This is a genomic window from Streptomyces inhibens, from assembly GCF_022221585.1.
Lineage (GTDB): Bacteria > Actinomycetota > Actinomycetes > Streptomycetales > Streptomycetaceae > Streptomyces > Streptomyces inhibens.
In genome coordinates, this window is sequence record NZ_CP084681.1 from 7,949,702 (window position 1) to 7,962,084 (window position 12,383).

The 12,383-nt window shown below is 72.1% G+C and carries 11 protein-coding genes; 5 read left to right on the forward strand and 6 right to left on the reverse strand.

Translation table 11 applies throughout. The features are described from left to right. Positions 1–18: 18 nt before the first annotated feature. Together KI385_RS35665 and KI385_RS35670 are read right to left on the reverse strand one after the other, a co-directional pair. Entirely contained in the window at positions 19–2,568 is a 2,550-nt protein-coding gene (locus tag KI385_RS35665) for a DUF6185 family protein (protein ID WP_238576173.1), read from the reverse strand. A gap of 133 nt (positions 2,569–2,701) precedes the next feature. Continuing rightward, a complete protein-coding gene (locus KI385_RS35670) occupies positions 2,702–3,094 on the reverse strand; it encodes a hypothetical protein (RefSeq protein WP_238576174.1) in 393 nt (130 codons plus the stop codon). A 273-nt stretch (positions 3,095–3,367) separates the two neighbouring features. Here KI385_RS35670 and pip point away from each other — a divergent pair, with 273 nt between their 5' ends. From pip to KI385_RS35685, 3 genes are all read left to right on the forward strand, one after another. Then, positions 3,368–4,366, forward strand: a complete 999-nt coding sequence (gene pip / locus KI385_RS35675) for a prolyl aminopeptidase (RefSeq protein WP_281066935.1) — start codon at positions 3,368–3,370, stop codon at positions 4,364–4,366. Positions 4,367–4,456: 90 nt separating this feature from the next. Further along, entirely contained in the window at positions 4,457–5,929 is a 1,473-nt protein-coding gene (locus KI385_RS35680; RefSeq protein ID WP_238576175.1) for a DNA-3-methyladenine glycosylase 2, read from the forward strand. Between the two features lie 10 nt (positions 5,930–5,939). Beyond that, positions 5,940–6,485: a methylated-DNA--[protein]-cysteine S-methyltransferase gene (locus KI385_RS35685; protein ID WP_238576176.1), complete on the forward strand. Its 546-nt coding sequence runs from the start codon at positions 5,940–5,942 to the stop codon at positions 6,483–6,485. Between the two features lie 132 nt (positions 6,486–6,617). On the opposite strand, the gene KI385_RS35690 is transcribed toward KI385_RS35685, so the two are convergent. Next, complete coding sequence (locus KI385_RS35690) at positions 6,618–7,292, reverse strand: TetR/AcrR family transcriptional regulator (RefSeq protein ID WP_238576177.1); 675 nt, start codon at positions 7,290–7,292, stop codon at positions 6,618–6,620. A gap of 103 nt (positions 7,293–7,395) precedes the next feature. On the opposite strand from KI385_RS35690, the gene KI385_RS35695 reads away from it, so the two are divergent. Then, positions 7,396–8,031 (forward strand): NAD(P)-dependent oxidoreductase, encoded by a 636-nt coding sequence (locus tag KI385_RS35695; RefSeq protein WP_238576178.1) that lies wholly within the window; start codon positions 7,396–7,398, stop codon positions 8,029–8,031. 137 nt (positions 8,032–8,168) lie between these two features. On the opposite strand, the gene KI385_RS35700 is transcribed toward KI385_RS35695, so the two are convergent. The 3 genes from KI385_RS35700 to KI385_RS35710 all read right to left on the reverse strand — a co-directional run bounded on the left by KI385_RS35700 (position 8,169) and on the right by KI385_RS35710 (position 10,981). Then, positions 8,169–8,999, reverse strand: coding sequence for a DUF4037 domain-containing protein (locus tag KI385_RS35700; protein WP_238576179.1), 831 nt, complete (start codon positions 8,997–8,999; stop codon positions 8,169–8,171). Positions 9,000–9,131: 132 nt separating this feature from the next. Continuing rightward, entirely contained in the window at positions 9,132–10,202 is a 1,071-nt protein-coding gene (locus KI385_RS35705; protein ID WP_238576180.1) for an NAD(P)-dependent alcohol dehydrogenase, read from the reverse strand. Between the two features lie 290 nt (positions 10,203–10,492). Continuing rightward, a complete protein-coding gene (locus KI385_RS35710) occupies positions 10,493–10,981 on the reverse strand; it encodes an NUDIX domain-containing protein (RefSeq protein WP_238577994.1) in 489 nt (162 codons plus the stop codon). 192 nt (positions 10,982–11,173) lie between these two features. On the opposite strand from KI385_RS35710, the gene KI385_RS35715 reads away from it, so the two are divergent. Next, positions 11,174–12,298, forward strand: a complete 1,125-nt coding sequence (locus tag KI385_RS35715; RefSeq protein WP_238576181.1) for a glycerate kinase — start codon at positions 11,174–11,176, stop codon at positions 12,296–12,298. The last annotated feature ends 85 nt before the right edge of the window (positions 12,299–12,383 follow it).

The window sequence follows — 12,383 nt, forward strand, 5'->3', positions numbered from 1 at the left end:
TCCCTGCCTTTCCGGCCGTCATTTGAGCCGGGTGTCGGGGCTGGCGAAGAAGCGGAAGATGGTCAGGACCGCGATCACCTGCACCAGGACGTAGGCGACTTGTGCGGAGAAGCCGCGGATCTGGTAGATCGCCAGCAGCTGCCCGACGCGGTTGGGCCAAAAGCGCCGTTCGGAGCGGAACGTGTAGACGTCCATGGCGAGGCTGGTCAGGGTCAGGATCAGCAGCATCAGAGAGCCGCCGACGGCGATGTTGCCGATTTCCTGATCGGTGATGAGGTTGCCGAGGAGGCCCAGACCGATCAGCAGGGCGTAGGCGACCACCAGCCCCAGAGCGCGGGCCGGGCCACGGCGGCCGGGCAGCAGGCGCCACAGCGCCCCCAAGACCAGGCCGGCACCTGCCCAGACGAGCTCCCACCTGATGAACGACCACACCACGTCGGGTGCTCCGAAGATGTACAGCCCTCGGCGCATCCATGCGAAGGGTGGCGAGTAGTCCATCTTGACCATCAGAATGCTGCCCGGAAGGCCGAATGCGGCCGCCAGAGCGGCGGCGCGGCGCGCGTTGTCCCACCATTTGGCGTGTGGTCCCCAACTGAGGGCGACGTCGACGACGGTGATCTCGACCGGCAGCCAGGGTCGTGGAGCGCCGCCCCCTCCGGTCACCGGCCGCCAGCGGTGCAGCCGGCTCAGTTCCTTCTCCACCGCGTGCCGGCTGAGTGGGCCTTCGCCGCCTCCGTGCTCCATGCTGCGCAGGGCGGCGGTCAGTTCACGGTAGCGGCGCGCGCGTGCGATCAAGTCGCTGCGCTCGGCTTCGGTGATCGATTCGGACAGTTGCGGGGAGCCTTCGCCTCCCTCAAGGTGCTGGGTCAGTACTGACCAGCGCTGGCCGACTGCCAGCAGGCCGTAGAGCGCGGCGATGTCGAGGACGAGCCAGAGGACGGCGATGGCCTGGCTGCCGGCGTAGGAGTTCTGGCGCCAGGCGACCACGACGGCGAAGAACACGGCGAGCAGGAGGCGGTCCAGCGATGTCGGGCTCGCATACGGCACGGTGGGTGCCAGGTCTCTGGCCCGTAGCAGGGCGACGATCGCGAGGCCGGTCAGTACCCATGCATGGGCGTAGTACCAGGTCGGGACCTGGTAGGCGAAGGAGGTCAGTTCCTGGCTCAGGAAGGCCACGTGCAGGACGTGGTAGGCGGGGGTGGAGCGGTCGGTCAGCCAGCTGACCCGCTGCCACTTGTGCTCGATGGCCCATACCGCCCATCCCAGGAGCAGGACGGTGACGGCGGCGAGTGCGGGGCCGAACCGGCGCAGCCGCCAGGGGGCCGCCGTCGGCCTGAGCAGTCCGCCTTCGTGGGCGAGCATCCAGGCCCAGAGGGCGAAGCCGGCCAGCCACAGCCACTGCATGGCCGCGGCCAGCGCCACCAGCACGGAGAAGTCGGCGTCGGTCAGGCCGGCGGGCTTGGCCAGTTGCGGGGGAAGCCCGAACAAGGACGGCACCGCGGCTACCAGCCCCGCGCCCGCGGCCACGAGTGAGGCGGCCAGCAGTACGGACTTCCTCGGTCGGGCGGAGACGACCAGGAGCCAGCCTGCCAGGATGCCGATCAGCACCGGCCAGCGGTAGCCGTAGCCCACCCAGGTTGGTGGGTGGTCGGTGACCGCCTCGGCAATATTCTCGATCGCCTTGTACAGCAGCAGGAGCAGCACGCCGAGGGCGGCTTGGATCAGGCCCCACCGCCACAGGGCGGTACTGCTGCTCTTTTCCAGCTCGGTGAGCTGGGGGCTGGCGGGCTGACGGCGGGCGCGCAGGGCGGCCAGTACGATGACGATCGAGGCCCCCACCCACCAGGTGGTCACCCCGGCGGCGTTGGTGACCAGCAGCGGTTCGGTATCATCCCGACCCCCGGCCGCCCAGGCCCGCCGCCAGGGGGGAGACACCTCCACCGTGACCATGGGGTCTCGCGCGGCGGGCTTTCCGAGCCCGGTCCACACCAGGTGCCCGTTGTTGGCCGTCGAGGGCCTGGGGCTGACCTTGGAGGCGCCCAGTCCTCCCAGATCGATCTCTACACGGTTCCAGTGGGCGCCTCTGAGCGCCTGGGGCGGGACGAGCTTCAGTGCCCAGTCCCCCTTGAGGACGTCCATCTCCCACGGGCCGACATTCCAGTTCCCACCGTTGTGGAACTGGAACAGCGTCTCGTAGCGGACCTCGACCCAGGACGCCCCCGCCTTGACCCGTGGGCTGTCCTTGCGCCACTCCTCGGGGCGCTTCATGGACTGCCGTTCCCGCAGCAGGCAGCGCATCGCACGCCGGTAGAGCTCGGAGTTCTCGCTCAGCAGCAGGTCATCGGCGAACGGCCAGCTGGTCGGCACCCGGACCGTCATTGTGCCGTTGGCTTCGGGGACGGTGCGGTCATGGTTCGTCAGGCGCAGCTCGACGTCCGTGCGGGCTGCGGTCAGCTGCGCCGCGTGGCAGTCATCGGCCGACGAGGTGCCCATCGCGTCCGACCGGGCGGGCCACCAGCCCCAGAACACCAACCCGACGAGCAGCACAGCGGCACAGCGCAGCCCCATGCCCCGCAAGCCGTGGCTGCCGGAACCCCCTGCCTGTCGCGCCCGTCTCACCCGCGCGCCACCCGTCACGGCGGCGCGGGCGCCTGCCCCGCCCACCCACCCCGGCCTCTGCGACGCGGGCCGCAGCGCACTCTCACGGCGCTGCACCGGTGCTTGTCGGGCATCCGCTGATATGAGTGCACTGCAGAATCACCTGGCACACCAGGCTCTCGGCATCTACGCCGTCACCGCTGCCGCCGGTCTTGACGAAGCGCCACTGGGAAGGCTGGGTGTGGCCCGTCGTCGCTGCCTTTTCGACGTGGATGCGCAGCGTCCGCGCCGCGAGATCGTGGGTTTCGACCAGGACCTCGTCGGAGGAGACGGGGAAGTGGTCGTGCAGCAGACACAGGCCGAAGCGGTCGAGGTTTCCGTGCCTTTCCAGCACGGCCACCAACTCACGGACGAACTGACTGTCCTGGGGACCCAGGCCCTCGGCCTCCTCGAAGCGGGGAAGCTCCCGGCCGGGAGTGATCGTGCGGTTTCCCATGGCTCTGTCCTTGACCTCGTATGTATTTGGCCTTTGCAGCGTAAATATGCGGACAAATACTCGCAATCCGGCGTAACGTCCAGGGCTGGCTGGTCGGCCGCACGTACGGCGCCGGGGCGCGCTGCCGTCTGCCGTCTGCCGTCGGCCGGTCACGGTCAACGGCGTCATGCCGGCCTCCCTGCGTACGGCGGAAGGGCCGCGCGGCATCCGAGTGAGGGCGGTCCCCGGACGACTGATGCCCCGTCATCGTCGGCCGGCTGGCACTATGACGCTGTGGTCGATCTAAATGCGTCAACGGTCCCTGAGCGCCCCGTAATCGAGCCCTATCCGCCGATCGAGCCCTACGACACCGGCATGCTCGACGTCGGCGACGGCAACCTCGTGTATTGGGAGGTGTGTGGCAACCCGGAAGGGAAGCCCGCGCTGGTCGTGCACGGTGGGCCGGGGTCGGGGTGCACTGCCGGGGCGCGCCGGTACTTCGACCCGGAGCGCTATCGGGTCGTCCTCTTCGACCAGCGCGGCTGCGGCCGCAGTACCCCGCACGCCAGCGATCCGGCCACCGATATGCGGCACAACACGACGGACCATCTGCTCGCGGACATGGAGCAGTTGCGTACGCACCTGGGCATCGAGCGCTGGCTGCTGTTCGGCGGATCGTGGGGTTCGACGCTGATCCTGGCGTACGCGGAACGCCACCCCGAGCGGGTGACGGAGATCGTCATCCCCAGCGTCACCACGACCCGGCGTTCGGAGACCGACTGGCTCTACCGGGGCGTCGGCCGGTTCTTCCCGGAGGAGTGGGACCGCTTTCTCGCCGGTGCCCCCGGGGTGGGCCGGGACGGCGACATCGTCGGGGCGTATGCCCGTCTGATGGAGGACCCCGACCCGGCGGTACGCGAGCGGGCCACCGCCGACTGGTGCGCCTGGGAGGACGCGGTGCTCTCCCTGGAGTCGTACGGGAGCCCCAACCCGTTCGGTGACCGGCCCTCGAAGGCCCGGCTGGCCCTGGTGCGGATCTGCTCGCGCTACTTCTCGCACGGCGCATGGCTGGAGGAGGGCGCCCTGCTGCGTGACGCCGGCCGGCTGGCGGGCATCCCCGGGGTGCTCATCCACGGCCGGCAGGACATGGGAGGGCCGCTGCACACCGCCTGGGAGCTGGCCCGCGCCTGGCCCGACGCCCGGCTGATCGTCATCCCTGACGCGGGGCACAAGGGGAGCGCCGCGACGCGTGCGGAGGTGCTCGGTGCGCTCGACCGGTTCGCCGGGAGGTGATCAGGTGTCACCCGCGCCGTCCCTGGTGGCCCGATGTTGATGTCGGATTCTCGCCAGCCGGGACCCGCCGACTGAGGAATCCTTGAGGTCATGCACACCGACACCGAGCGCTGTCTGCGCGCCGTGCAGTCCAAGGACGCCCGCTTCGACGGCTGGTTCTACACGGCGGTGCTCACCACCCGTATCTACTGCCGGCCCAGCTGCCCCGTGGTGCCGCCCAAGCCCGAGAACATGCGCTTCTACCCGAGCGCGGCCGCCGCCCAGCAGGCCGGATTCCGGGCCTGCAAGCGGTGCCGCCCGGACGCCAGCCCGGGCTCGCCGCAGTGGGACGAGCGGGCCGACCTGGTCGCCCGCGCCATGCGGCTGGTCGCCGACGGCATCGTCGACCGCGAGGGCGTCCCCGGCCTCGCGGCGCGCCTCGGCTACAGCACCCGGCAGATCGAGCGCCAGCTGCTGGCCGAGCTGGGCGCGGGGCCGCTCGCCCTGGCCCGCGCCCAGCGCGCGCAGACCGCCCGGCTGCTCGTGGAGACCACCGCACTGCCGATGGCCGATGTCGCCTTCGCCGCCGGGTTCGCCAGCATCCGTACGTTCAACGAGACGGTGCGGGAGGTCTTCGCGCTGTCCCCGACCGAACTGCGGCAGCGCGCCAGGCCCGGCCCGCGCGCTGTGGTGCCCGGCGCGCTCGCGCTGCGGCTGCCCTTCCGGCAGCCACTGAACCCCGACAACCTCTTCGGGCACCTCGCCGCCACCGCGGTCCCCGGTGTCGAGGAGTGGCGCGACGGTGCCTACCGCCGCACCCTCCGCCTCCCGTACGGGCACGGCATCGTCGCCCTGGCGCCCCGCCCCGACCACATCGACTGCCGGCTCGCCCTCACCGATCTGCGTGATCTGGCCGGCGCCATCGCCCGCTGCCGCCGGATGCTCGACCTCGACGCGGACCCGGAGGCCGTCGACGGACTGCTCCGCGAGGACCCGCGGCTGGCACCGCTCGTCGACAAGGCACCCGGCCGTCGTGTCCCCCGTACCGTCGACGCCGATGAATTCGCGGTCCGCGCCGTCCTCGGCCAGCAGGTCTCCACCGCGGCCGCCCGCACCCACGCCGGACGGCTGGTCCATGCGCACGGCGAGCGGGTCGACGACCCGGGCGGCGGCCTCAGCCACCTCTTCCCGTCCGCCGCCGCACTCGCCGAACTGGACCCGGAGTCGCTGGCGATGCCCCGCACCCGCCGGGCCACGCTCACCGGCGTCATCGCCGCCCTCGGCTCCGGCGCGCTGCAACTGGGCGTCGGCAGCGACCGGGACGAGGCCCGCGCGCGGCTCTCGGCGCTGCCGGGGGTCGGCCCCTGGACCGTCGAATGCATCGCCATGCGCGCACTCGGCGACCCGGACGCCTTCACCCCGACCGACCTCGGTCTGCGCCGTGCGGCCGCCGGGCTCGGCCTGCCGCACACCCCGGCGGCCCTGATCCGGCACTCCGCGATCTGGCGCCCCTGGCGCGCCTACGCCGTCCAGTACCTCTGGGCGACCGACGACCACCCCATCAACCACCTCCCGACGAACTGAGTCCGCAGCCATGACCGTGCACGCACCCGCGCCCGACGCGCCCCTCACCCACACCGTCCTGGACGACACCCCGGTGGGCCCGCTCACCCTCGTCGCCGCCGGCGATGCCCTCACCGGGCTCTACATGACCGACCAGCGCCACCGCCCGCCCCAGGAGACCTTCGGCGACCCGGCGGACCCCGACGAGCCGCCGTTCACCGCGACCATCGCCCAGCTCCGGGCCTATTTCCGCGGCGAGTTGACCACCTTCGACCTGCCGCTCGCGCTGCGCGGCACGCCCTTCCAGTGCCGCGTCTGGGCGGCGCTGTGCACGATCCCCTACGGTGAGACGCTCTCGTACGGGCAGCTCGCCGAACAGCTCGGCACCCCGTCCGCGGCCCGCGCGGTCGGCCTGGCCAACGGGCGCAACCCGGTCGGCATCATCGTGCCCTGTCACCGCGTCGTCGGCGCCGACGGCAGCCTCACCGGCTACGGCGGCGGCCTCGACCGCAAGCGCCGGCTGCTCGCCTTCGAGCGGACGGACCACGCCCTGTTCCCGGCGGAGGCCTGCGGCTGACGGGAGCCGGCGACCGAGGCGTGCCGGCGACCGAGGCGTGCCGGCGACCGAGGAGGGCCGGCAGTTGAGGAGAGTCGGCAGTTGAGGAGAGCCGGCAGTTGGGGAGGGCCGGCAGTTGGGGAGGGCCGGCGGCTACGGCGTGGCCGTGGTGGACCCGCCCCGCGGCGTCAGGCCGTCCAGCAGCGCCCGTGCGGTCTCCGCCGCGAACTCCTCCTCGCCCTCGGGCCGCAGGGCACCGGCCGGCGCCTCGCTGCCGAAGAACAGGTCGAGGAAGGCGCGGTGGAAGCAGGCCCCGATCAGCAGGGTGGCCGCCGCGTGCGGGTCGATGCCGGTCGAGACCCGGCCCAGCTTCTGCTCGGCCGTCAGATACGCGGCCAGATGCTGGGTGGCATTCTGCGGACCGGCGGTGCCCAGCTCGTCCAGCTTGCGGCGGTGCGTCGCCAGCAGCTCCGGGCTGGCGAAGAGTGACGCGGCGATCGGGAAGGAGCGGCGGTAGAAGCGGACGGCGGCCAGCGCCACCTCCTTGAGGTGTACGGCCGGTCCGCGGTCGTCGCCCGCCCTGCGCGGCAGCTGCTCCATCGCGTCCGAGAACCGGGGTGCGCGCTCGTGCAGCACCCGGACGAAGATCTCTTCCTTGTTGCGGAAGTGCTTGTAGAGCGCCGCTTCCGAGCATCCCGCCTCCCGGGCGATCTGCTTCGTCGTCGTACGCGTCAGGCCCACGGTCGTCATCAGCGCGGCGGCGGCGTCGAGGATGCGGGAGCGCGTCAGGGCGCCTCCGGTCAGGGGAGCGGCGGCGTCTGGGGTCATGGCAGGAGCTTACCTTGACAGGTGAGTGAACACTTACCCACACTGGTGGGTAAGTGTTCACTCACCCCTTCGCTCCCCCCATTACCCCCTCTTGGGAGAGGCCATGAAACTCACCGTTCTCGGTGCATCGGGCGGCGTCGGCCGCCAGCTCGTCACGCAGGCCCTGGCCGACGGGCACGAGGTGACCGCCGCGCTGCGCAGCCCACAGAAGCTGACCGTGCGGCACGAGCGTCTGACCGTTGCCCGCGCGGACGCGCTCGACGCCGCCTCCGTCAAGACGGTGATCGACGGCGCCGACGCGGTGCTCTCCGGCATCGGCCAGGCCGGCCGGCACGACCCGCTGCGGCCCGCCTCCACCTCGGCCCGCGCGGTGGTCGAGGCGATGACCGCGGCCGGCGTACGGCGCCTCGTCGTGGTCAGCGCGGCCCCGCTCAACCGCACCGGCGCCGGCCAGTCGTTCCTCACCCGCAGGGTGTTCAGCCCTCTCCTGTGGGCGGTCCTCAAGGAGCTCTACACCGACCTGGAGCGGATGGAGGCCGTACTGCGCGACAGCGACCTCGACTGGACGGCGGTCCGCCCGCCCCGCCTGCTCGACAAGCCCGGCGAGGGCCGCTACCGCCACGCCGTCGAGGCCGGCCCGGCCGGCGCCACCCTCGCCCGCGCCGATGTGGCCCGCGCCATGCTCGATTTCGTCGACGACCCGCAGACCTACGGCCATGCGGTAGGCATCAGCCGCTGACACCGCCGCGCAATGCCGGCGGCTCAGGGGAGGGGTGCGGACCCGTCCTACAGGGGAGGGGTACGGACCCGGCCTAGGCCCTGGCGTCAAACTCCCGCCCGCCCTCCGTGCGGACGGCGGGAGTTTGACGACAGGACCTAGGCCGGGCTCTCCGCGCCGACCACGCCCCGTACCTCCGCCACCAGGCGCTCCGCCTCCGTCAGTGACTGCCGCAACTCCTCCTCCGTCCGCCCGAGTTGGCCGAGCAGGGCGGTGGCGCGGGCGCCGAACCCGGGCGGCGTGTGGGGCATGGCGGCGGCCGCCGCGAGGGCGCCCTTCTCGTTGAGGCACCAGGTGCGGTGGTGCGCGTGCAGGGCCTGGACGAGGTTGCCGACGGCCCGGGACAGGCACAGGGCGGCATGCAGTACGTCCTGGGCGGTGTACGACTTGCCCGCCATCGCCACCGAGAACCCCGCGTCCCAGACCGCGGCGCCGGCCAGCGCCTTCCGCAGCGCCTCCGGGTAGGCCCGGGCCTCGTCCTTGAGGCGGGCCAGCTCCCCGTCGGTGTCGGCGAGCACCCGGCCCAGCGCCACCTCGCCCGGGTAGGCGGGCGACCAGAAGCCGTGCGGATGACCGGCCTGGACGCCGGTCTCGAAGCGGCCCGCGCGGCAGTCGTCCCACACCCGCCGCACCCGGTCGGCGTCCCGCAGGATCCAGTCCACATGGCTGCCGTCGGGCAGTTCGAGCCACGCCCCGCCGTTGACCCACGCGCCCCAGGCCCCCGGCCCGTACACCTCGACCGGGCCGCCGGTCACCTCCGCGGCGAGCGCCTCCAGCGCGGGCAGATCCGGTTCGCCCCGGTAGTAGACGCCCAGATCCCAGTCGGAGTCCGCGCGGTGGGTGCCGCGCGCCCGGCTGCCCCCGAGCATCACCCCGACCACTCCCGGTACTTGAGCGACCTTGGCGGCAATGGCGTCGATGGCTTCCATGACGGACACCCTAGGACGCGGCCCCTGCAGAGCGGGAACGGTTTTCGCGGGGCCCGCGGCCGGCCTCACGCCGACATGCCGTCAGCCCCCCGAAGGCGTCAGACCGTCCACCAGGACAGCAGCTCCCCACGCCTACGCGCTGTCCGCGTCGAAGTGAATCAGCGGCTTGATGATTCCCCCCTCTTTCGATGCCATCATCCGGAATGCCCGCTCGATCTCGTCGAAGCCGAATTCGTGCGTGGTCATGGGCGTGGGATCGACCTTCCCGGTCTCCATCAACCGGAAGATCCGCCGAAGCCACCCGCGGCCTCCGCGGTTGAACCCGCCGTAGACCTGCTTGTCGGACATGCCGTATCCGAACGGTTCCAGGGGGATCTTCAACGGCTCGGGCACCTCTCCGTGGTACCCGACGTTGGAAATGCGCCCTCCCGGCTTCGTGACCCGAAAGGTTGCCTCCCAGGTCTGAGGGGTGCCGAGCGCCTCGATGGCTGCGTCGACCCCCTGGCCGTCCGTCAGCTCCAGGATCCGCGCGACCGGATCGCACCGTGTGTGGTCGACGACCAGATCGGCGCCGAAGCGGCGGGCCAGATCCTGACGGGCGGGAACCGACTCGACGGCGATGATCAGGCCCGCGCCGCGCAGCCGGCAGCCGATCGTCGCCGACAGCCCCACCGCGCCCTGGGCGAAGATCGCGACGGTTTCGCCCAGGGCGAGTTCCGCGTGTTCGGCGGCGACGAACCCGGTGGAGAGCATGTCGGTGGCGTACAACGCCTTGTGGTCGGAGAGCCCTTCGGGAATCGGTGCGAGGTTGGCCTGGGCGTTGTTGACGAGAAAGTACTGGGCCATGTTGCCGTCCCGCCGGTTGGTGAATCGGGCGCCTCCCAGCATCCGCCCGAGGCATTGCGAGGAGAACCCGCGCTGACAGGAATCGCACTGGAAGCAGGGCGTGACCCCGGCCACCGCGACGCGCTGGCCTTCGGCCAGTCCCTCGACGGCCGAGCCGAGCGCATGGACGACACCGACCGCCTCATGCCCCAATGTCACATCCGGAGCGACCGGAATCGCGCCCCTCATGGTGTGCACATCGGTTGTGCACACCATGGCCGCGGTGGTGCGCACGACCGCGTCATTGGGGCCGGGTTCGGGGACCGGCTTCTCGATGACGCCGACCTCACCGACCTTCCGGAGAACAAAAGCTCTCACGTGTGATCACCTGCCGCTCGATGCGGGGAGTGCGAGGAGAGCCCAACGACACCGTTGTATCCGGCGGCGGACCCGTGTGAGTGGCTCATGCCCTTGCCGTTCCCGCGGAGGAGACCCGGCAATGGGCGCCGCGTCATCCTCCGCCCGTTCGGCCGACGCGGCGCGCCGGCACCGGCGGCAGCCGCATCGGGCCCCCACCACCCGGCGGTCCCTGGGCACCCAGAACGTACGCCGACCCGGCACGCATCCACCTGCGTCGGTGACGGTTCCCGCCGCACACCGACGGACCGTCAGCTTCCGGCCGGCGGCAGACCGTCCTCCAGCTCCGCCGGTCCGCGGCCGTCCGCGAGGGCCTTGAGGGCGGCGCCGATGCGCAGTGCCATCTCCCGGTTCACCAGCGTCCGGGCCTCTTCCCAGTGCACCAGGCGCCAGGACAGCAGCTCCTCTTCCTGCAGCCGGATCGCGGCGAACCAGGCCGCGTCCAGCACCCCGCCGTCGTAGAGATACGACACCAGCGGCGGCCGGCTCTCCCCGCGTACCCAGTCGACGGCGAGCAGCGGGCCCAGCTCGACGTCCAGGCCGATCTCCTCGGCGGTCTCGCGACGGGCGGCCTGGCGGGGCGATTCACCGGCGTCCGACTCGACGGTGCCGCCGGGCAGGATCCAGGTGTCGCGGTAGTTGGGCTCCACGAGCAGGATGCGGCCCTCCGCGTCACGGAAGATGGCGCCCGCGCCCGCGAGCACACGAGGCAGGCCGGCGATATAGGTGGCGTAGTCCATGGTCGTCACGGCGCGAGCCTAGAGCCTGCCCGGTGGATCTTCGAGGGCGCGCGAGAAGGCGCGTGGCTCGCTTCGGACCCAAGTGCCCTGTTCGCGGGGCCGCCGGCCGGATAAGGTCGCAGCGGCGCGACTGCCAGCTCGAAAGCAAGGGGAAACACGGTGGCGGACGCAGCAAGGACAAACACAGCACATGTGCTGATCGCCGCGGACAAATTCAAGGGCTCGCTCACGGCCGTCGAGGTCGCCGAGCATGTCACGACCGGTCTGCGGCGCGTGATTCCCGATCTGGACGTGGCGGCCGTCCCGGTCGCGGACGGCGGCGACGGCACGGTCGCGGCCGCCCTCGCAGCCGGCTTCACCCGGCACGAGGCGCGGGTCACCGGCCCCACCGGCGAACCGGTGACGGCCACCTTCGCACTGCGTGCGGACGGCACCGCGGTGGTGGAGATGGCGGAGGCCTCCGGGCTCCAGCACCTCCCGGGAGGCGTCTTCGCGCCCCTGACGGCCACCACGTACGGCACCGGAGAGCTGCTGCTCGCGGCCCTGGACGCGGGCGCGACCTCGATCGTCTTCGGCGTCGGCGGCAGCGCCACGACCGACGGCGGCGCGGGCATGCTCGCGGCGCTCGGCGCCCGGTTCCTGGACGCGGACGGTGCGCCGGTCGCCCCCGGCGGCGGCCCGCTGCGCGAGCTGGCCACGGCCGATCTGTCCGGCCTGGACCTCCGGCTGGCCAAGACCGCGATCGTGCTCGCCAGCGACGTCGACAACCCGCTCACGGGCCCGAAGGGCGCCCCGGCGGTCTACGGGCCGCAGAAGGGCGCCGACGAGGACGATGTCGCCACGCTGGACGCCGCCCTGGCGCACTATGCCGAGGTCCTGGAACGCGCGGTGGGCCCCAAGGCCGCCGAGCACGCCCTGGCGCCCGGCGCGGGCGCGGCGGGCGGCATCGGCTATGGCGCGCTGGTCGGCCTGGACGCGGCGTTCCGGCCGGGCATCGACGTGATGCTCGACGTCCTGGGCTTCGCCCCGGCGCTGGCCAGGGCCACCTTCGTCATCACCGGCGAGGGTTCGCTCGACGAGCAGACCCTGCACGGCAAGGCCCCGGCCGGCGTCGCCGCCGCGGCCCGGGCGGCCGGCCTGGACGTGGTCGCGGTCTGCGGCCGGCTCCAGCTGACGCAGGAGGCCCTCGGTGCGGCCGGTATCCAGCGTGCGTACGCCCTGACGGATCTGGAGTCCGACCCGGCCCGCTGTATGGCCGAGGCGGGCCCGCTGCTGGAGCGTGCGGCGGAGAGTCTGGCGCGCGACTTCCTGGTCTGAGGCCGCGGTGCGGCCCGGCGCGGGCCGCACCCACCACAATGCCGAGAGCCCCGGGCGAATTCTTCGCTCGGGGCTCTCGGCGTGG

Excerpts from the sequence above, each read along its gene's own strand:
- KI385_RS35695 (WP_238576178.1), top strand. The coding sequence starts at position 7,396 with ATGAAACTCACCGTTCTCGGTGCATCGGGCGGCGTCGGCCGCCAGCTC.
- KI385_RS35700 (WP_238576179.1), bottom strand. The coding sequence starts at position 8,999 with ATGGAAGCCATCGACGCCATTGCCGCCAAGGTCGCTCAAGTACCGGGA.
- KI385_RS35670 (WP_238576174.1), bottom strand. The coding sequence starts at position 3,094 with ATGGGAAACCGCACGATCACTCCCGGCCGGGAGCTTCCCCGCTTCGAG.
- KI385_RS35685 (WP_238576176.1), top strand. The coding sequence starts at position 5,940 with ATGACCGTGCACGCACCCGCGCCCGACGCGCCCCTCACCCACACCGTC.
- KI385_RS35690 (WP_238576177.1), bottom strand. The coding sequence starts at position 7,292 with ATGACCCCAGACGCCGCCGCTCCCCTGACCGGAGGCGCCCTGACGCGC.
- KI385_RS35680 (WP_238576175.1), top strand. The coding sequence starts at position 4,457 with ATGCACACCGACACCGAGCGCTGTCTGCGCGCCGTGCAGTCCAAGGAC.
- KI385_RS35665 (WP_238576173.1), bottom strand. The coding sequence starts at position 2,568 with ATGGGGCTGCGCTGTGCCGCTGTGCTGCTCGTCGGGTTGGTGTTCTGG.
- KI385_RS35710 (WP_238577994.1), bottom strand. The coding sequence starts at position 10,981 with ATGGACTACGCCACCTATATCGCCGGCCTGCCTCGTGTGCTCGCGGGC.